At 60.4% G+C, this 17,002-nt stretch carries 20 protein-coding genes; 5 read left to right on the top strand and 15 right to left on the bottom strand.

Annotated elements, in window-relative coordinates:
• Positions 1-124: 124 nt before the first annotated feature.
• The gene (locus FIU66_RS15315; RefSeq protein ID WP_167623765.1) at positions 125-1,402 is read left to right on the top strand and encodes a hypothetical protein; all 1,278 of its coding nucleotides are present in this window, start codon (positions 125-127) and stop codon (positions 1,400-1,402) included.
• Between the two features lie 502 nt (positions 1,403-1,904).
• On the opposite strand, the gene FIU66_RS15310 is transcribed toward FIU66_RS15315, so the two are convergent.
• The 9 genes from FIU66_RS15310 to FIU66_RS15270 form a co-directional block, all read right to left on the bottom strand.
• Positions 1,905-2,222: a type II toxin-antitoxin system RelE/ParE family toxin gene (locus FIU66_RS15310; protein ID WP_103174123.1), complete on the bottom strand. Its 318-nt coding sequence runs from the start codon at positions 2,220-2,222 to the stop codon at positions 1,905-1,907.
• Positions 2,223-2,224: 2 nt separating this feature from the next.
• The gene (locus FIU66_RS15305) at positions 2,225-2,479 is read right to left on the bottom strand and encodes an addiction module antitoxin (protein ID WP_103174122.1); all 255 of its coding nucleotides are present in this window, start codon (positions 2,477-2,479) and stop codon (positions 2,225-2,227) included.
• Positions 2,480-3,003: 524 nt separating this feature from the next.
• Positions 3,004-3,543: a murein L,D-transpeptidase family protein gene (locus FIU66_RS15300; protein WP_103174121.1), complete on the bottom strand. Its 540-nt coding sequence runs from the start codon at positions 3,541-3,543 to the stop codon at positions 3,004-3,006.
• A gap of 35 nt (positions 3,544-3,578) precedes the next feature.
• A complete protein-coding gene (locus tag FIU66_RS15295) occupies positions 3,579-4,043 on the bottom strand; it encodes a DUF411 domain-containing protein (RefSeq protein ID WP_103174120.1) in 465 nt (154 codons plus the stop codon).
• Positions 4,044-4,046: 3 nt separating this feature from the next.
• Positions 4,047-4,676: an SCO family protein gene (locus FIU66_RS15290; RefSeq protein WP_167623764.1), complete on the bottom strand. Its 630-nt coding sequence runs from the start codon at positions 4,674-4,676 to the stop codon at positions 4,047-4,049.
• Entirely contained in the window at positions 4,658-5,137 is a 480-nt protein-coding gene (locus tag FIU66_RS15285) for a copper chaperone PCu(A)C (protein ID WP_167623763.1), read from the bottom strand. Before FIU66_RS15285 ends, FIU66_RS15290 begins: the two co-directional genes overlap by 19 nt.
• Before the next feature lies 1 nt (position 5,138).
• Positions 5,139-5,720: an SCO family protein gene (locus FIU66_RS15280; protein WP_167623762.1), complete on the bottom strand. Its 582-nt coding sequence runs from the start codon at positions 5,718-5,720 to the stop codon at positions 5,139-5,141.
• A gap of 118 nt (positions 5,721-5,838) precedes the next feature.
• Positions 5,839-6,450 (bottom strand): isoprenylcysteine carboxylmethyltransferase family protein, encoded by a 612-nt coding sequence (locus tag FIU66_RS15275; protein ID WP_167623761.1) that lies wholly within the window; start codon positions 6,448-6,450, stop codon positions 5,839-5,841.
• A 1-nt stretch (position 6,451) separates the two neighbouring features.
• Entirely contained in the window at positions 6,452-8,704 is a 2,253-nt protein-coding gene (locus FIU66_RS15270; RefSeq protein ID WP_167623869.1) for a heavy metal translocating P-type ATPase, read from the bottom strand.
• Between the two features lie 80 nt (positions 8,705-8,784).
• On the opposite strand from FIU66_RS15270, the gene FIU66_RS15265 reads away from it, so the two are divergent.
• On the top strand, positions 8,785-9,210 hold the full coding sequence (locus FIU66_RS15265) for a helix-turn-helix domain-containing protein (protein ID WP_167623760.1): 426 nt from the start codon (positions 8,785-8,787) through the stop codon (positions 9,208-9,210).
• Positions 9,211-9,238: 28 nt separating this feature from the next.
• Here the strand turns inward: FIU66_RS15265 and FIU66_RS15260 are convergent, their stop codons facing one another.
• Entirely contained in the window at positions 9,239-9,625 is a 387-nt protein-coding gene (locus FIU66_RS15260) for a helix-turn-helix domain-containing protein (RefSeq protein WP_119136422.1), read from the bottom strand.
• A 69-nt stretch (positions 9,626-9,694) separates the two neighbouring features.
• Here FIU66_RS15260 and FIU66_RS15255 point away from each other — a divergent pair, with 69 nt between their 5' ends.
• Positions 9,695-10,564, top strand: coding sequence for a cation transporter (locus FIU66_RS15255; RefSeq protein WP_240544809.1), 870 nt, complete (start codon positions 9,695-9,697; stop codon positions 10,562-10,564).
• On the top strand, positions 10,561-11,055 hold the full coding sequence (lspA, locus tag FIU66_RS15250) for a signal peptidase II (RefSeq protein ID WP_167623759.1): 495 nt from the start codon (positions 10,561-10,563) through the stop codon (positions 11,053-11,055). The genes FIU66_RS15255 and lspA overlap by 4 nt, the downstream gene beginning before the upstream one ends.
• Before the next feature lie 440 nt (positions 11,056-11,495).
• Here the strand turns inward: lspA and FIU66_RS15245 are convergent, their stop codons facing one another.
• The 3 genes from FIU66_RS15245 to FIU66_RS15235 form a co-directional block, all read right to left on the bottom strand.
• Positions 11,496-11,768 (bottom strand): hypothetical protein, encoded by a 273-nt coding sequence (locus FIU66_RS15245; protein WP_167622019.1) that lies wholly within the window; start codon positions 11,766-11,768, stop codon positions 11,496-11,498.
• A gap of 61 nt (positions 11,769-11,829) precedes the next feature.
• The gene (locus FIU66_RS15240) at positions 11,830-13,182 is read right to left on the bottom strand and encodes an ISNCY family transposase (protein ID WP_167623423.1); all 1,353 of its coding nucleotides are present in this window, start codon (positions 13,180-13,182) and stop codon (positions 11,830-11,832) included.
• Between the two features lie 125 nt (positions 13,183-13,307).
• The gene (locus tag FIU66_RS15235) at positions 13,308-14,318 is read right to left on the bottom strand and encodes an IS30 family transposase (protein WP_167622018.1); all 1,011 of its coding nucleotides are present in this window, start codon (positions 14,316-14,318) and stop codon (positions 13,308-13,310) included.
• A gap of 252 nt (positions 14,319-14,570) precedes the next feature.
• On the opposite strand from FIU66_RS15235, the gene FIU66_RS15230 reads away from it, so the two are divergent.
• Positions 14,571-15,734 carry an OmpP1/FadL family transporter gene (locus FIU66_RS15230; protein WP_167623758.1) on the top strand — a complete coding sequence of 388 codons (1,164 nt, stop codon included), beginning with the start codon at positions 14,571-14,573 and terminating at the stop codon, positions 15,732-15,734.
• Between the two features lie 269 nt (positions 15,735-16,003).
• Here FIU66_RS15230 and FIU66_RS15225 read toward each other — a convergent pair whose 3' ends face one another.
• Both FIU66_RS15225 and FIU66_RS15220 read right to left on the bottom strand, forming a co-directional pair.
• Positions 16,004-16,225, bottom strand: coding sequence for a DUF3072 domain-containing protein (locus FIU66_RS15225; protein ID WP_167623757.1), 222 nt, complete (start codon positions 16,223-16,225; stop codon positions 16,004-16,006).
• 512 nt (positions 16,226-16,737) lie between these two features.
• Positions 16,738-16,962 carry a DUF1127 domain-containing protein gene (locus FIU66_RS15220; RefSeq protein WP_240544808.1) on the bottom strand — a complete coding sequence of 75 codons (225 nt, stop codon included), beginning with the start codon at positions 16,960-16,962 and terminating at the stop codon, positions 16,738-16,740.
• Positions 16,963-17,002: the final 40 nt, after the last annotated feature.

Here is a 17,002-nt window from a genome sequence, read left to right as displayed (position 1 = left end):
GAAGTGGGATACTGGGATCGGCATGATTGAAGAAGCCTTTGGGACCAATGTTGGTGGGATCGTCAATTGCTTACCTGGCGTGTGAAGCACGCCCGATCTTGGCGCTGCTTCGGGCAGTCCATTGATGAACGGTCCTGGCTCCAGCTCCCCCGATCGAGTTCATGACATCACGGACCGACTCAACAGGAACTGCTTCTGCATTACATTGGACACTCCAACGCTGCGCGAAGCCCTGGACCAAGAGGCTGGAGACCCGGCGTTTTTCGAGACGTTTATCCGCCCCAAGGCGCACCTGTTCTCGCACGTGCCGGTGTTTCTTTCAGCCGCCACCGTGGACGAGATGCGCGAGATCGCAGTGGCTGTCGAGACCACCGCACAACTCGCGGCATATAAAGCCGCAGTCCTCTCCTGGGCGCCGGAAATCGCTCGGGTAGATCACGGCCCGCTTGGGGTGCTGATGGGCTACGACTTTCATCTTGGCGAAGACGGTCCCCGGTTGATCGAGATCAATACCAACGCCGGCGGAGCTTTTCTCAATGCCTTCCTTGCAAGGGCGCAGCGCGCATGCTGCGCCGAAATGGATTTCCCCGCCACGTCACAAAGCTTCGAGGATGCGGCCTTTGGCATGTTCCAGAACGAATGGATTCGGCAGCGGGGAACGGGCGCGCCACAACGCATCGCCATCGTCGATGACAATCCACCGGAACAGTATCTCTACCCTGAGTTCCTCCTCGCGCGGCAAGTTTTAGTGGGACGAGGCATCGACGCGGTCATCGCCGACGCCGGCCATCTTCGCTATGAGGATGGTCGGCTCAGCGTCGATGGTAAGACAATCGATCTCGTTTACAACCGGGTCACCGATTTCGCCCTGGATCAGCCTGAGCACAAGGCATTGCAGGAAGCCTACCGTGATGGCGCGGTTGTCGTAACGCCGAACCCGCACAACCACGCGCTCCTTGCCGACAAGCGCAACCTTTCGCTTCTTTCGAACTCCTCGACAATTGATGCATGGGGAGTCGACCCGGGAATTCGGGCCGGGCTTGCAGCCGTTCCACGCACCGTCCTGGTGGATCCCGACAATGCTGATGCACTTTGGAAATCTCGCAAGGACCTGTTCTTCAAGCCAACCGGCGGACATGGCGGCAAGGCGGTATATCGGGGCGACAAGCTGACGAAAGGAGTCTGGGCGGAGATCGCAGGGGGCGAATACGTTGCCCAGACGCTGGTCCGCCCCAGCGAGCGCATGATCAAGATCGACGAGATTCAACAGACGCGCAAGATGGACGTGCGACTGTATACCTATGATGGCCAAGTGCTTCTGGTGGCCGCGCGCCTTTATCAGGGTCAGACCACGAACTTCAGGACGCCAGGGGGCGGGTTCGCGCCGGTGTTCGTGATCTAGGACTACAGTTGCCGCGCAAGGCAATTGGGACCAAAAGCAGGCAGGGCTCTTCGCGTCTGCGGCAGTAAGAGGCTGTCTTCATCAACCATGCCCCAAGGCCACCAACGCTGTGGTGTAGGTTCATGGTCCTCAGGGGGAACGCAGACTAACGTCCGCGCTTTAGCGTGGGCGGCAAGGATCATGATCAGTAGCAACGCAAGAGGGGTAATCACAGCACTTGCTCCGTGCGTCGCCGCTCGCTCAGGCCGATCAAGCTTCCCATCAAGTTGAGCTGGCCTTGCTGGAAAGCGCGGGTCATGCCCCGTAGGTAGCCTCCGGGGCTAATAATCGGGATTATGAAGTTTTATCAGTATCTTGAATGATTTTCATGTTCCGATACCAAGCCAGCCTCTTGCACGCGGCTCAGTATGATCTGTCCGGGTACGGCGGGATCAACTCGTTAAGTCGCGCTAAGCCACCAGGAGTTGTCACGGCTTTGAGTTGCCCGCTAACCTTCTCTAGGTCACTCGCGTCTGAAATCCTCAGCGAACCGGCCGATCTGGTGCATGCGCTCATGCAGGACTGTCACAATGCCGATGTCGCCATTGGACAATCGGCACCAGTAGACGAAGTGGTGCTCGTAGCGGAAGAAGAAGCCGTTCACGCCGAACTCGGCCGGGATCGGGCGTGAGGCAACCCCATGAGCCTCGATCCGCTCGAACGCTTCGAAAAGCCCAACGAGATAATCATCGGCTGGCGGTTCGCCCCAGCGTTCACGGGTATAGCGATAGATGTCGTCCAACCGCAGTGATGCGGCCTCTTGAATGCGAACAGCGGCCATGATCAGCCCTTGTTGCGCGCGATCACCTCAGCGGCCGTCAGGGGTCCATAGCTGTTCTCAGGCGCGGCGAACGCCCGGGTGAGCTCGGTTTGCAAGCGCACAAAAGCTTCCGTCTCGACCCGCTCCTTGTCGCGGCGGATCAGGTCTCGGACATATTCACTGACATTCTCATAGGATCCATCCTTGCCGACATTGGTCGCAACGAAGTCACTCAGTACCGGGCCGAGCCGCACGGTCATGGTTGTGGTTTGAGCCATGGAAGGTCCTTTCTGATCACGTCTTCAATATGACCATTATTGAATACGAGGCAAGAAGTAGGTGCTTCTGGCTACTGCTTGCCTGTGTTCTAGAGGCGCAAGCGGACGCGTTGTTCAGGGGCCCCTGCTCTTCACACCAAATTCTCCTTTTACTCCCTTCGCGCTTTTCCAGACGGACGCTATCATCGGCTTCACTGCTGCTGGTCTGGTCACCACAGCATGTCCCAAATACCATTGGCGTCCGCTCAGCCATCCCCATTCGGACATTGCCGGGAAGGACTCGAAGCGGTGAGATGCGAAGCTGGGATACGTGTCGCTAAGCCGACTTTCCAATCATTCTTTGCACTTACGAAGATCGATGTGAGGATGCGAAAAGCCAGCCCTGTAGTGAAGGCGGCCCTGTCTTCACCACCTGCATGAAACAGATGCTTCAAGAATACCGGCATTCACAAAGCAGCCGCCCTCATTCCTCGCTCATCAATCGGCAGGCTCTGAAGCTTGGAGCCTGCCATCTGTATCTGTGATCAGGCGTAAATCATGACCGGAGTGCGAAGCTGCAGCATGGCATAAACATCTTCGATCTCGTCATCGGTGAGTGCGATACAGCCGGCCGTCCAATCCCGATTTTTGGGAGCCAGCTTTCTGCCCTCCGGACCGCGGCCATGGAACATGATGTCGCCCCCCGCATCGCGGCCAAACTGTGCGGCATAAGCCTTGTCCTGCTCATTTGGGTAGGAAATGCCCACTGACAGATGGTATCGGCTGCGCGGGTTGAAGCGGTCCACGAAATAAAGCCCTTCAGGTGTCTTTCCATCACCCTCGAACTGCTTATGGCCGACAGGCTGATTGCCCAGGCCAAAATCATAGGACTTCAGCACGGTCTGACCGCTGAGCAGGTGCATTCTCCGCTGCGCCTTCTGAACCACAATCTGTGTGACGGGAGGACCGAAGTAATGCTTGAACTCAGGAACATCGCCTGACCAGTTGCTCGATCCCGACCTCCCGCAGGCAGCAAGAGCGGCAATCAATCCAAGGGAAACATGGCGGCGGTTCAAGATGGACATGGAAACAGATTTTTCTTGAGAATGAGTGGGAAGAGCTATGCAGCGGGATAATGGGTGAAGACTTCGCTGGTGCCGTCCTTGCGAACCAACAGGACATCATAGGCATCCCGCTTGGTCTCGGGTCCCATGCCAGGGCTGCCATAAGGCATACCGGGCACTGTGATGCCGCGGGCATCGGGTCGTACCTGCAGAAGCTTGCGAATATCGGCTGCGGGAACATGACCCTCGATGAAGTAGCCGCCGACCGAGCCGGTGTGGCAGGACGAGAGCTCGATGGGCACACCCAAGTCCAACTTGTGCTGCATGAGAAGCGTGCCGAAGCGCTCCTCATGCGTCACCTCGAAACCGCTTTCCTGCAGGTAGCGGGTCCACTGCTTGCAGCACTCGCAGCCCGTCCCTTCGACCACATGGATGGTGGTCGCACTGCCAGAAAGGGCAAATTGCGGCACAGCACTCGCGGCCGCCGCACACAGCAGGGTGCGTCGTGTCAATCTTGTCATCGTCTATCCCTCTTGCTTCAGCGCCTGCCTGATCTTTGGCACGGCAGCTTGCGGATTTTCATGCAGGTCGATGATCCTCGCCAAGCGCCCATCCGCGCGGAACACGAGCACACCGGAAGTGTGGTCCATCGTGTAATCGCCGTCTTGCCGGAGGACGCGCCGGTATGTCGCGCCAAATGCCTCGGCAGCGCGGGCAATCTCGGCAGGCGTGCCGGTCAGGCCAGTGATGCGCGGATCAAAGTTTGACAGATAGTCTGCCAGGACCTCGGGATTGTCGCGCTCAGGATCGACCGTGACCAGATGAACGGCCAACCGATCGGCGTCAGGCCCCAACTCTTCCAGCCAGTCGCTGATGTTCAGAAGCGTCATCGGGCAGACGTCCGGGCACCAGGTGAAGCCGAAAAAGACCAGGTTCGCCTGTCCGAGCCAGTCCTGCGGCTCAACCTGCTCGCCCTCGTGGCTGGTGAGTTGCCACGTCATCGCGCTCAGATCGGCGGCGCGTATCCGGGCGGCGGACGCAGCCTTCTTTTCCTGCCAAGGCAGATCGCCGCTCTGCCAGGCGCCGATGGTCAGCATGAAGCCGAAGGCGGCAAAGAGGCCGACGGCGCCAAGGATCAGGGTGCGACGCCGCATACCGCCTCTCGTGCCCGGATCGGCAAGACGTCAGTGTCGATCGAGACTCCTCCGGCCTTCTCAAACTGCAGCGTCACGGGGAAGCTTTCGCCTTCCTTCAGCTCTTCTTCGAGGTCCATGAGCATGCCGTGATAGCTGCCCGGTGCCAGACTGACGGTTTCTCCTGCGGGAATGTCGATGGCGGCCGCATGCGGCATGCTGGCGACACCGTCCTTCGTTACTGTTTCATGGAGCATGGGCATGCCTGCCACGGGCGTTTCGATCCCTGTCAGGCGGTCATCCGTGCTGCCGTTGTTCTGGATGGTGACGTAGAACACGGCCGGACGCGCGGTTCCGATGGTGGCGCGGGACCAAGCCGCACGGACCGAAAGGTCGCCTTTGGACACCTCGGCGCACTCGGCAAGCGCAAGAGCGGGCAGCACTGCGACGAGCCCCAAACCGGCGATGATCGGCTTTATCATGTTACAGGCGTCCTTTGAGATCAGCGGTAATGTCGTCGGCGGGGGTTCCATATTCGAACTGGCGCAACCAATCGCCGCGAGGCCCGAGCAGGTAAAGGCTGGAGCTATGCGACATTGTGTAGCCCCCGGGCGCTGACGCCGCCTTTTCTGGATCGGCGAAGACCTTGAAGCTCTCCACGGCGGCGCGGGTCGAGGCCTCGTCTCCGGCGAGCCCGAGTATGGCAGGATGGAAAGCAGCCAAATATTTTTCGAGGCCGCTCGCGCGGTCACGGGCCGGATCGACCGAGATGAACACGGGCTGCACATCCTCGGCTTGTGGTCCCAGATCATCCATGACCTGGGCCACTTCTGACATGGTGGTCGGGCAGATGTCAGGGCAGTTGGTAAAGCCGAAGAAGACAAGAACATACTTGCCCTTGAACTCCTCGGTCGTGTGAATGGCACCCGTCTCATCCGGCAGGGAAAACGCCGGCCGAAAAGCAGCCGCTTGCTCTTGCCGATCAGCACGCCAGAGCAGCACGCCAACTATGACAAGGGAGACCGCCACGGCGATCCAAAGGGCAATCCTGATTGTCTTCAGCATAGTGATATTCCATCTTCGCGACCGACGCGTAGCACCTCTAGCCACATGAGGTTCAAGCGGCTTAATGCGGCCTCACAGTTTTGTCAGATCCTTGCTGTGTGGTGCGCCTTTCAATGGATCAGGATCCCAACCCGATCCAACGCGGCACCTGTGCGCTCCATCTGCGGTATGCCGCACCATGAGCCGCAAGCAGGACGCGCTCCTCTGTCCGGATTTGCACCGAGGCTGATGTGACAAAGAGGACAACCGCCAGAAACGTCGGCAAGGATGGGATTGCCAAGGCTATGCCCATTAGCAGCATGACTTGCCCCACAAAGGTCGGGTTGCGGCTGAAGCGGAAAAGCCCGCCTGTGACCAAGGCACCGCTTTCACCCTGTCTGACGCCGATCCGCCAGGATGCTCCCATAGACATCTGCGCTGCAAAGGCCAGCATCGCACCCGCCACGGCGAGAAGCACACCGGCAACTCCCATAACGTGATGCCGGCCTTCGATCCAGAACGGGTCTAGCTTGTGAAGCATTGGAAAGACCAGCCACAGCAGCGGTCCGAGAAGCGCCAGCGCAAAGGCCAGACGGAAGCCGAAGGCAGCGAGCCGCTCAATCCCGCGCGAGCGTCCGAACAGCCAAACCGGTCTTTCCGCAACGCGTGCAGCCTCGAACGTGCCCCAGGCAAAGAACGTCAGATACAGCGCCACGATGCCGAGCGCGATCCACCCCGTCTCTCCCAGCATCTTAGGCCTCCTTTGTCGGGTCAAAGGCCAGCAGACGCAGAGCGTTGAGCGTGACCAGCACCGTGGCCCCGGTGTCAGCCAGGATCGCGATCCAGAGGCCGGTGATGCCCAAGATCGAGGTCACGAGGAACACACCCTTCAGCCCGAGCGACAGCGTCACGTTCTGCCTGATGTTGCCCATCGTCGCACGTGCCAGCCGGATCAGGGCAGGGGCATCGGTCACCCGATCCCGCAGGATCGCGCCGTCAGCCGTTTCCAGCGCCACATCGGTGCCTGAACCCATTGCCACGCCAACCCGCGCTTCCTTCAAGGCAGGGGCGTCGTTGATGCCGTCGCCGATCATCATGACGCTGCCCTGGCGGTTCAGGTCGCGGATCGCAGTCAGCTTGTCCTCGGGCATCATCCCGGCGCGGAAGTCTAGCTCAAGGTTTTGGGCAATGGCCGCTGCCGTGCGAGGATTGTCGCCGGTCAGCATGGTGGCACTGACGCCCAAGGCGCGCAGTTGACGAACAGCCTCGGCCGCATCCTCGCGCGGCTCGTCCTGCATGGCGATCAGCCCAAGCGGCTGCCCGGCCCGGAACACGGCAACAACGGTCTTGCCTTCCTTTTCCAACATCGTCGCGCGATGCAGGGCAACTTCGCCGATCCCGCCGATATCTGCAGCATGGGACGGTGAGGACACCCAGGCTTTTGCCTCGCCAACGATGGCTTCGACGCCTCGTCCCGCGAGAACGCGTGCGTCACGGGCAGCCGGGACCGGCACCTCGACCGCCTTGGCCCGGCGCAGGATCGCCTGAGCGAGAGGATGGTTTGAGCCGGCCTCGACGCTGGCCGCAACGGCCAGGAGTTCGGCTTCGGCAACGCCGGGGGCAGGGATCAGGTCAGTCACAGCCGGTTTGCCGCGCGTCAGGGTGCCAGTCTTGTCGAAGGCGACATGGGTGGTCTTTGCTGCCGCCTCGATGACGGCGCCGCCCTTCATCAGCAGCCCGCGCTTCGCTCCCGAGGATAGCGCCGAGGCGATGGAAGCCGGGACCGAGATCACTAGCGCGCAAGGGCAGCCGATCAGTAGCAGCGCCAAGCCGCGATAGATCCAGGTGCTCCAGTCCTGACCGAAGGCCAGCGGCGGGACCACGACCACCAGTGCCGAGAGCGCGATGACCGCTGGCATGTAGATGCGTGAGAAGCGGTCGATAAAGCGTTCCGTGGGCGCGCGGGCCTCCTCGGCCTCTTCCACCAGGCGAATGATGCGGGCGATGGTGTTGTCGCTCGGCTCCCGTGTGACGCGGACGCGAAGTACGGCCTCAGTGTTGATAGACCCGGCAAAGACGCCGTCCCCCACGCTGCGGGTCGCCGGCACGCTTTCGCCGGTCACCGGGCTTTCGTCGACACCGCTTGTGCCCTCTATGATCTCACCATCTGCTGGAATGCGATCACCGGGACGGACAAGGACGATCTGTCCGATCACCAGGCTGTCTGCCGGAACGGTCCTTGTCTTGCTGGCAGCTTCTAGCAAGGCAGTCTTTGGCACGAGGTTTGCCAAGGCCCGGATGCCTTGGCGTGCCTTGCCGGCCGCGACGCCTTCAAGGACCTCACCCACGGCAAACAGGAAGACAACCAGAGCCGCTTCTTCCGCAGCACCGATGAGCAGGGCGCCCCCGGCAGCGATGGTCATCAGGCTCTCGATGGTGAAGGGCTGGCCCATGCGCAGCGCCTCGAAGGCACGCTTTGCCACCGGAAGAACGCCGATCAGGCAGGCAGCGACAAAGGCCCAGTAGCCCACCTCGGCCGACGTCAGCAGCTCGATCAGCCAGGCGCCAGCAAGCAAGCTGCCCGTCAGGATGACGAGCCGTCCCTTTCCTGTCTGATGCCAGGATTTCTCTCGCTCGACAGGGGCGGCTTGCGCGTGACCATGATCGTGCTGCGCCGGAGCAACGGCTCTGATGTCACCGAAGTCCTGCGAGGTCTTTGCCTGAGAGACTGGCATAGCATCCGGCAACACGAATGCCTTCTTGCGCAGTCCCTCCTGGCCTTTGGGCGTGATCTCGAAGCCCAGCTTGCGGATAGTGCCCTCGATGATCTCCGGCTCCGTCGTGCCCGGGGCCAGGTTCAGCGACAACCGTTCTGCCATCAGCGCCACCTTGACATCGCTCACACCCGGCAGCCGCTCTACCGCCCGCGTCACCTTTGTCGTGCAGGACGCGCAGTCCATGCCCGTCACGGTCCACTCCCGCCGCTCTGCTGTTTCAACCGCCATATTGCTTCTCGCTTGAGGTCTTTCCTTCATCGAGTCGGCAAGATAGGAGCTCCAGCAACTAGAGGTTCAAGAGGTTTCTCATGTTGAGCATCGGAAAGTTGAGCGCGGCTACCGGCGTCAAAGTTCCCACCATCCGCTACTACGAGGAGATTGGTCTGTTGCCCGAGGCGGAGCGTAGCGCGGGCAACCAGCGGCTCTATGGCGTGAAGGAGCAGGAGCGGCTCGCCTTTATCCGCCACTCCCGTGAACTCGGCTTTCCGCTGGACGACATCCGGGAACTGCTCAGTCTTTCGGACCAGCCCGACATGTCTTGCGCTGCTGCTGATGTCATCGCCACGCGCCAGCTTGTCTCGGTCAAGGACCGCATTACGCGCCTTCAGGCCCTACAGCAGGAACTGGAACGCATGCTGACGCAATGCGCCCAGGGCACAATCTCGGGTTGCAAGGTCATCGAGGTCCTGAGCAACCACGAGAACTGCCTGCATGCACATCACGGAGAAGTCTGAGAGGCGTATGCTTGATTGACTATCATTCTCAGGTAGCTAGAGCCTCGATTACCCGGCATTCAGATACCTTGCCTCGTTTGCATTCTCTAACCATGCGGGCCAGTTCATCCTGTAAAAGAAGTAGACGGGCAATACGGCTTTCGACTGCCTCAAGCTGCTCTTGGGCAATACGGCTCGCATCCTCACATGATGCTTCCGGCCTCTCTTGCAAGGCTAGCAGGATGCGGATGCTTGGCAGATCAAAGCCAAGCTCGCGAGCATGGCGGATGAAGCCCAAGCGTTCGGCATCGACGGGGCTGTAGGTGCGTCGTCCGTTCAGCTGGCGGGCAGGCTTGGGCAAAACCCCAATGCGCTCATAATAGCGGATCGTCTCGATGTTCACGCCCGCCTGCCGGGATAAATCTCCGATCTGCATCTTTTTGCCTTGCTCCTGTAGTCGCTACAGGTTGTAGCAGGGCAAGGCTAGAGTTTCGAGGACCAACGAATGGCCGCTGCAACCGACACAATCCGCTATCACGTCACGGGCATGGACTGCGCGTCCTGCGCCGCCAAGATCGAGGGCGCGGCCCGCAAGGTTGAAGGGGTGGGCGATGTGAAGGTGTCGATTGCCTCGCAGATCATGACGCTCAATGTCGATGATCCACAGGCACGGCTTCCTGTTGTTGAGCAAGTGGTAACAAGCCTGGGTTATCAGCTTGACCGCATTGGCCAGCCCAAGGTGGACGGGGTGGAGGCTGATGAGGATGACGACAAGATCCCTGACCTGTCGCACGTTACCCCCGCCTACAAGCGCGCACTCTGGATCGTCGTCCTGCTTAATGTCGGCTATGGCGTGATCGAGATTATCGGCAGCTTTCTGTCGGGTTCGCAGGCCCTACAGGCGGATGCGCTCGATTTTGTAGGCGACGGCCTGATTTCCTTCCTCGGCCTTATCGCAGTGGGATGGGGTCTCGCAGCTCGCGCCAAGGCGGCGCTGCTGCAAGGTGTGTTTCTGGGCCTGCTCGGGCTTGGCGTGATTGGCTCGACGCTCTACCGCGTCTTTGTCGAGCATCAGCCGGAAACCTTCCTGATGGGCAGCTTCGCGGTCGTAGCCTTCATCGTCAATGTGGCTGCAGCCCTGGTGCTGCTGCCGCACCGTAAAGGGGATGCCAATATGCGCGCTGTCTGGCTGTTCTCGCGCAACGATGCGATTGGCAATCTTGCTGTGGTCCTCGCGGCCGTCCTCGTCTGGGCGCTCGGCTCGCCCTGGCCTGATCTTCTGGTGGCGTTCGCCGTGGCGGGCCTGTTCTTGCAATCGGCGTGGTCGATCATCCGAGATGCGCGTTCCGACCTCAAACAGGCGGGCCGTGCATGAAAATGGCTTGGCCTATACTCATCATCGCCTTTGGAGCTGCGCTCGATCTTGCAGCAAAGCTATGGGCGCGCGCCTCCCTCGAACCCTATGGCGCAGCAACCGAATTTCTGCCCTTTGTCGCGCTGCGTCTGACCTTCAATCATGGGGTTTCGTTCAGCCTGCTTTCATTCGAGGGTGAGATTGCACGGCTCACGCTGCTGCTTGCTACGGCCGCATTAACAGCAAGTTTCGGGCTCTGGGCTTTTAGATCGCAAGGCTTGGAACGTATCGCTGCCTCTTTCATCGTGGCAGGGGCGCTTGCCAATGTCATTGACCGTGCAGTGTATGGAACAGTGACCGACTATCTCGATCTGCACTTCGGGGCATGGCACCCTTTTGTGTTCAACCTTGCAGATGTATGGATCACGGCCGGGGCTATCTTGCTGGTCTTCTGCCAATTCAGCCGGAAGCAAAGCAACGTTGCCGTGAGGAACTCATCTAAAACCACGTAATCGTGGCCTTAATGCTCTCGCCGTGCGGCCCGCCCCAACTCCCATTCGTGCGCTTATGCGGGACGTCGGCTAGCAAGATGTTCCATCATATGCAGTCTACCAGTGCTGCGGAATAGACTCATGCTCCTCAGGGGAACGTAGACAAGCGTCTGAGCTTTGGTCCAGGCCGCGAAGATCATCAGCAGTAGCAATGCAAGAGGGGTTAATCACAGCGCTTGCTCCATGTGTCGCCGTTCGCTCAGACTGATCAGGATTCCCATCAAGTTGAGTTAGCCTTGCTGAAAGGCGTGTGTCATGCCGCGGCGCTGCAGGCAGCCTGGTGTTGCAACCAAGTTGAAATGTCCTTGGCTGCGCAAAGTAGGAATGTCTCACCGAGGGTGGGCAAGCATGGCCGGGCAGGGCGGAGACATCCGCCATCGCAGCCCTGACCGGCCATGCGGTCAGAGCCGCAGCTTTCGACGTTCCTTTGGCGAGTAGAAGGCGCGCACGCCCTTCGTTTCGACCCGCTTCTCGAAATCCCGCCAGGCAAGACCATCGACAAGATAGGGCGGGTTATCCGAAATCGTCAGGGTGCCGAACCTGTTCATGACCGACAGCACCCAGCCAGGGGAGATCGATGTCCGGTAGATCTCGACAGAGAACCGGTGGCCATCGATCAGCACGTCCTGTGTCAGATCCGAGAAGATGATCTCCGGCTCTGCGCTGTCTGCCATGTTCTTGCCCTGCGTGCTCGATCAAAGCACAGGGTATCACCGCAACTGGGCCAGGGAAGCGTCATTCCAGGGGTGGAGCGGCATGCGCCTTTGCCTTGCGGGCTGCCGAGGAGTTCCAGCCGTTGTTGCGGCGTCCCGTGGGCGTGTAGCGGGTCCGTTGCTTGCCGACCCGGTGCACCTTCGGCGGAGCCTTGTCCTGCTCGGCCTTGATGTATTCCAGGACCGCGCTCAGATGCTTGTTCTCGGTAATGGCCGCATGGGTCACCCGCTGATCCTTGTCGAACACGGAGTAGGGCAGCGAGACACCCTTCCAGCGGAACTCCAGCCGGCCGTCCGCGAACTCATAGCTGTCCACGTATTTGCCCGGCAGATCGCGGGTGATCTCGTTCTCGGCCAGGATGATCCGCAGCCGGTCGTAGGAAAAGGCCAGCTGGCTGCTGACATAGCGTTCGTCGCGATAGCACAGAATGTCACGCAGCCGATCCGGTTCGACATTCAGTGGCCGATGCAGGTTGTCCGCACGGCGTGGCACCTTGGCAAACTGCGCGTTGTAGCGCGCCATGAAGCCGGGAAGAAAGGCATTGGCAGTCTCCATGTCGGAGATGCCGGCCAGCCGCAGTTCCTTGACCAGACGGTCCTGCAGGGTGCGGTTGGCGCGCTCGACGCGACCTTTTGCTTGCGAGGAGTTGGCGCACAGGATCTCGATGTTCAGTTCGTTCAAGGCCCGGCCGAACTGGGTCATCCCATAGCCTGTCCTGGCACCTTGCTTTGGCACCCGGAACACTGTGTGCTTGTCGGAGTAAAAGGCAACGGGCCGGCCATGCAGCGTCAGATACCGCTCCAGGGCTCCAAAATAGCTGAAGGTGCTCTCGGAGCTGACGAATTCCAGGTGCATCAGGGTGCTGGTGGCGTCATCGATGAACACCAGCAAGGTGCAGGCCGGCCCGCGATCCTCGAACCAGCGATGATCCGAGCCGTCGATCTGGATCAGCTCGCCAAGGCACTCCCGGCGCAGGCGCGGCTGGTGGAATGTTCGGCGCTGCTTGCGCGACAGCCACAAACCCGCATCCTGCATCCACTTGCGCAAGGTCTCGCGCGACACTGTCAGCCCGTGACACTCCGCCAGCTTCTCGGCCGCCAAGGTCGGGCCAAAGTCGGCATAGCGGTCCCGAACGAGCGACATGGCAGCCTCCCGGATCGTCGGGTCGATCCGGTTGTTCGATGCCCGTCCACGTGCCTGGTGCCGGATCGCCGCCGCGCCGTCAGCCCCGAACCGCTTCAGCAGCCGGTGAACCTGTCTGCGGCTCAGGTCCAGAACATCGGCCGCGGTCACGGCTGACATCCCACCTTGCAGCACCTGGCTCAGAACCTTGACCCGGTTCAGTTCCCGTTCACTCATCATCACCCATCCCATGTCTCGGCTCCCAAGGATCGACACGATGCTCATCCAGGGGAGTGTGACATTCCTGAATTGCAGAGGTGAGACATTTTAACTTTGCGGTGTGAACTCACGCCGAAGCGCAAATCGTTGTTTTTCTTCTACTCCAGTCTGTTTCTGAGAGCCATCAGGTTGCTTTCAAAGACCTCTGCGGGTGTTCGGTAGCCCAGACACTTGCGCGGTGTGGAATTGAGGCTCTGACAAATCGACCTCAAGTATCGATTTGTCAGAGCCGTCGGTTCGGTCGAGCGGGGCAGGTGCTTTCTCAGTCTGCCATTCGTGTTCTCGACCGTTCCTTTTTGCCACGGCGCCTGTGGATCGCAGAACCAGCTCGCAGCGCCGATCCCGTCCTTCAGCCGTCGCCATGCCGAGAACTCGGTGCCACGATCAAAGGTGATTGACTGGCGTGCTTCGGCGGGCAAGGGGGCAAGCCCCGCGATCAGTGCTTCCATGATCGGCTCGGAGTGGCGATCCTCATTGCGCATGACAACCGTAAACCGGCTGACCCGCTCGACCAGGGAGGTGACATTCACCTTGCCGTTTTCCTTGCGGAACATCATCAGATCGCACTCCCAGTGGCCGAACTCCTGACGCTCGGCAACGGCCGAGGGCCGGTGACACAAGCTCTGGCTGTCCTGGATGTGACTACGCTGATGTCGTCGGTGGTTTCGCGGCCTGCGACGTCTGCGATGCTCGGGCAGATGACGATAGAAGGCTTCCGCGAGGCCAAGCTTTGAATAGGCGAAGCGGTAGATCGTTTCATGGCTGACGCAGATGCGGTGCTGCTCAAGCCGCATCCGGCCGGCGATCTGTTCCGGAGACCAGCCCGCCTTGAGCGCATCCTCGACCGCTGCCTTCACCTCCGGGTAGGCGACCAGCTTTCGATGAACCGCGCGGCGGCGCTCGTACTTGTCCTGGGCCGTCACCGCATAGTAGCCGCTATACTGCGGAAGCTCGGTGTCCAGAAACGTATTGCGCTTCAGCTCCCGATAGATTGTCGAGGCTGGGCGCGAGAGCCGATCTGCGATTTCCGGCACCGGCATCTTGCCTTCACGCCATTGGGCAATCTTCCGGCGTTCTTCAAAGCTCAGGTGCTGGTAGTGGGAAGCCATTCGTAAACCTCATGCAAATACCTGTATTATCTTGGCATTTGCACTTCGTTTGTGAATCCACCCGGCTATACCTGGTAAGTCGATAATCCGATTTATGGAACATTAGGCCTGTAGAAAGCTAGTTTAGCGTCGAAAGCCTGCCGAACGGTCGGACGTTTCATATCCATGCTCGGCTTTCTCTGTGCTATCGTTTCCCAGCAGCATCTTGCAGACGCTGTCGTGATGATACCCGAGCTTTGACGCGAGGCCTTCATGAAGACCGCATGTATCGGCACAGCCGTCTGGCTCCTGTGCGGAACAATCCTTCACGCTGGTGGTGTCGAGCGGAGCAGCCAGTTCCTCGGTCCTCTGTTCGAGCCAGGCAACTATCTCGAGCTGAGCTATGGCCATGTCTCGCCCCGCATCACGGGAACAGACCTGCCGCTTGGCCTCTATTCCGGTGGTGAGCGCACCGGAGATATTGCGCCCTCCTACAGCAACTTCGGCTTTGCCTATAAGCACCAGTTCAATGATCTCTGGACAGCCGCCATCATCCTGGACCAGCCATTCGGGGCCGATATCGCCTATCCTGCCGGTGGTTCGTTCAATCTTGGCGGAACCGGCGTGGTCATCAACAACACCGACCTGACCGGCATCATCCGCTTTGCTGTTCCGGAAAGCGGCTTCGGGGTTCACGCGGGTCTCCGCGGAGCGCGCACGGACGGACGCGTGACCTTGGCCGGCGCAGCGTTTGGCCCCATCAGCGGATACCGTGTCGATGTGGACAGGGATATCGCCTATGGGTGGCTGGCCGGAGTGTCGTGGGAAAGACCGGACACTGCCGCCCGTGTGTCCCTGACCTATAATGCGGTGATCGAGCATGACTTCGACATCTCTGAGACCGGGCCTCTTGTGGACCCCGACGGACCCGGCCCCGCGCCGGCCTTGCCGCTTCTGGACGGGCGTTCCAGACTGACGGTCAAGACGCCGAAATCCTGGAACCTCGAGTTCCAGACCGGCATCGATCCCACCACCCTTGTCTTCGGCTCCATCCGCTGGGTGGATTGGTCAAGCTTTCGCGTGGACCCTGAGAAGCTCCTTCAGGTGACCGGCAGCGGACTTGTCGATCTTGACGACACCACCACCTTCACCATCGGCGTGGGCCGCACGTTCACCGAGACCTGGTCTGGCGTGGCAAGCGTCACCTACGAGAAGTCCGGCAATGACCTTGTCTCGCCACTGGCGCCGGTAAACGGCCAGAAGGGCGTCAGTCTTGCGGCCATCTACACGCAGGACAGGATCAGGATCACGACCGGGATCAGTTATACCAGGCTGGGAGATGCCCGACCCGAGACCGGCAGGCCTGATACAGCCCGCGCCGAGATCGACGGCAGCCACGCATGGGGTATTGGGATACGGGTCGGCTACAGCTTTTGAGGGCAGAGACCACTGGGCATCTCCGAAATCTGCGCCCTTGGCGTCGTGGCCTGCCGCGCTCTCGTAATGACTGGGCGTTCGCCCAGCGTCAGATTGGCAAAAGCGCACTGCACCAGATCATCCGGAGCCACATCAGAACCGTGTTGCGTGATACATTCGGAAAAAGGGTGCCGAGCCCCAGGAGCATCGGCACCGCATCGCCCTACAAAACCATAGTAAGCCCGAACCCATGACCTCGGGATGTCGCTCCGGCTTCCGACAGCGAAGCCCTACTGGTCCAGGCCCAGCTTGGCTTTCAGCGCATCGATGCGCTTTGAGGCCTCCGCCTTGCTGATGGTGTCGTCAAAAGTGTCGGGATCGTCGGCCTGTTCGCTCAACGTCTTGAGATAGGACGCCTGTGCGCCGGTCATGGGGTCTTCGCCGCTGACCCAGGTGTCGGGATCTTTCTCGGCATTGTCGGTCGGGTGGGATTTCGGGTTTTCATCGGCCATGGGGCACTGCCTTTCTCAGGATGCTGCAAGGAAACACGCGCCTCATGTTCTGGTTCCGTTCGCGTCCATCCAGGAGCGCGGAGGACAGGAGCAGCAAGGCAAGGCTGATGAAGGTGTCTCCGGCAAAGCCGTCCTCAAGGTCAGACAGAGAAGAACCGATCAGGTGATCAGGATAAGACCCACCCTCCCAGCAAACGACGGGTATCCCGGTCGGTTCGGAGGCGTTGCTCCAGCTTCAATGTCCGTCATGAAAAAGCGGCAGCACCCAGGGAGGAGGAGGGGTGCTGCCGCGGAACGCTGGCCCAGGGAGGAGGGAGGGGCCGCGTATGGGTGCGGCAAGGCCAGGGAGGAGGAGAGGCCGTTGCCGCCAACGATCGGACCATTGGGAGGAGGAGAGGTCCGTCGCGTCGGGTGCCGCAAATGGAGCGGCTATGTAGGGGCGGCATCCTCTGGCAGAAGAAGGCCGCCAGTCCCGGCCCTAGGGAGGAGAAGAGGCCGGAAAGGTCTATATCTTACTTCGCACCCCAGGCGGCTTCGTGAGCCAGGCGGCTGATCATCGCGCGGCTGATGCCCAGGTCCGCCAGGTCGCGGTTGGTCAGGGCGTTCAGTTCACGTACGGTCTGGCGATAGATCACGCGACGGGCGCGGTTTTCCTGCATGTGCTGGATCGCAGCCATCAGACGGCCAGCGATGCCAGAGGTGGCAGCGGCGTTGTGGGTGTGGGCAATCGTAGCCATGGCGGGTTTCCTTTTCAGCGTCTTTGTTCTTGCATCTGCG

This window comes from Paracoccus sp. AK26 (assembly GCF_011801365.1).
GTDB lineage: Bacteria > Pseudomonadota > Alphaproteobacteria > Rhodobacterales > Rhodobacteraceae > Paracoccus > Paracoccus aerius.
The sequence above is the reverse complement of the archived record's forward strand: the minus strand, read 5'-3'. Positions and strand labels throughout refer to the sequence as shown.

What these genes read in the sequence shown, in the direction of transcription:
- FIU66_RS15235 (WP_167622018.1), bottom strand. Translation starts at nt 14,318, where the DNA reads ATGGCTTCCCACTACCAGCACCTGAGCTTTGAAGAACGCCGGAAGATT.
- FIU66_RS15295 (WP_103174120.1), bottom strand. Translation starts at nt 4,043, where the DNA reads ATGACAAGATTGACACGACGCACCCTGCTGTGTGCGGCGGCCGCGAGT.
- FIU66_RS15300 (WP_103174121.1), bottom strand. Translation starts at nt 3,543, where the DNA reads ATGTCCATCTTGAACCGCCGCCATGTTTCCCTTGGATTGATTGCCGCT.
- FIU66_RS15230 (WP_167623758.1), top strand. Translation starts at nt 14,571, where the DNA reads ATGAAGACCGCATGTATCGGCACAGCCGTCTGGCTCCTGTGCGGAACA.
- FIU66_RS15310 (WP_103174123.1), bottom strand. Translation starts at nt 2,222, where the DNA reads ATGGCCGCTGTTCGCATTCAAGAGGCCGCATCACTGCGGTTGGACGAC.
- FIU66_RS15285 (WP_167623763.1), bottom strand. Translation starts at nt 5,137, where the DNA reads ATGATAAAGCCGATCATCGCCGGTTTGGGGCTCGTCGCAGTGCTGCCC.
- FIU66_RS15280 (WP_167623762.1), bottom strand. Translation starts at nt 5,720, where the DNA reads ATGCTGAAGACAATCAGGATTGCCCTTTGGATCGCCGTGGCGGTCTCC.
- FIU66_RS15275 (WP_167623761.1), bottom strand. Translation starts at nt 6,450, where the DNA reads ATGCTGGGAGAGACGGGGTGGATCGCGCTCGGCATCGTGGCGCTGTAT.
- FIU66_RS15220 (WP_240544808.1), bottom strand. Translation starts at nt 16,962, where the DNA reads ATGGCTACGATTGCCCACACCCACAACGCCGCTGCCACCTCTGGCATC.
- FIU66_RS15305 (WP_103174122.1), bottom strand. Translation starts at nt 2,479, where the DNA reads ATGGCTCAAACCACAACCATGACCGTGCGGCTCGGCCCGGTACTGAGT.
- FIU66_RS15290 (WP_167623764.1), bottom strand. Translation starts at nt 4,676, where the DNA reads ATGCGGCGTCGCACCCTGATCCTTGGCGCCGTCGGCCTCTTTGCCGCC.
- FIU66_RS15240 (WP_167623423.1), bottom strand. Translation starts at nt 13,182, where the DNA reads ATGGGATGGGTGATGATGAGTGAACGGGAACTGAACCGGGTCAAGGTT.
- FIU66_RS15245 (WP_167622019.1), bottom strand. Translation starts at nt 11,768, where the DNA reads ATGGCAGACAGCGCAGAGCCGGAGATCATCTTCTCGGATCTGACACAG.
- FIU66_RS15265 (WP_167623760.1), top strand. Translation starts at nt 8,785, where the DNA reads ATGTTGAGCATCGGAAAGTTGAGCGCGGCTACCGGCGTCAAAGTTCCC.
- FIU66_RS15270 (WP_167623869.1), bottom strand. Translation starts at nt 8,704, where the DNA reads ATGGCGGTTGAAACAGCAGAGCGGCGGGAGTGGACCGTGACGGGCATG.
- FIU66_RS15315 (WP_167623765.1), top strand. Translation starts at nt 125, where the DNA reads ATGAACGGTCCTGGCTCCAGCTCCCCCGATCGAGTTCATGACATCACG.
- lspA (WP_167623759.1), top strand. Translation starts at nt 10,561, where the DNA reads ATGAAAATGGCTTGGCCTATACTCATCATCGCCTTTGGAGCTGCGCTC.
- FIU66_RS15255 (WP_240544809.1), top strand. Translation starts at nt 9,695, where the DNA reads ATGGCCGCTGCAACCGACACAATCCGCTATCACGTCACGGGCATGGAC.
- FIU66_RS15225 (WP_167623757.1), bottom strand. Translation starts at nt 16,225, where the DNA reads ATGGCCGATGAAAACCCGAAATCCCACCCGACCGACAATGCCGAGAAA.
- FIU66_RS15260 (WP_119136422.1), bottom strand. Translation starts at nt 9,625, where the DNA reads ATGCAGATCGGAGATTTATCCCGGCAGGCGGGCGTGAACATCGAGACG.